This is a genomic window from Levilactobacillus namurensis DSM 19117 (genome assembly GCF_001434785.1).
GTDB lineage: Bacteria > Bacillota > Bacilli > Lactobacillales > Lactobacillaceae > Levilactobacillus > Levilactobacillus namurensis.
Map to the genome: position 1 here is coordinate 1 of NZ_AZDT01000017.1, position 213 is coordinate 213.

1 pseudogene is annotated in these 213 nt (G+C 44.1%); it reads right to left on the reverse strand.

The annotated features are described in order from the left end of the window. Positions 1–213, reverse strand: a pseudogene (locus FD30_RS11725) (IS3 family transposase); the annotation flags it as partial.

The following is a 213-nucleotide window of genomic DNA, read 5'->3' on the forward strand; positions in this document are numbered from 1 at the left end:
CACACTTGGTTAGGTTCAGTAACTTGATCAAACTGTTGGTTTAAAAGATTGTCTCGCAATTCTTGCTCTGCTTGTTTGGTACGCCGACGTTTCTTAACGCGACTCTGACACTTGAAGTGCAGGGCGCTCATTAACCGTTTGACCCGCTTGAAAGGTACCTCAAAGTCAATTTCGACATCATGGTTTAGATAAATAGTCATTTTGCCGGCACCG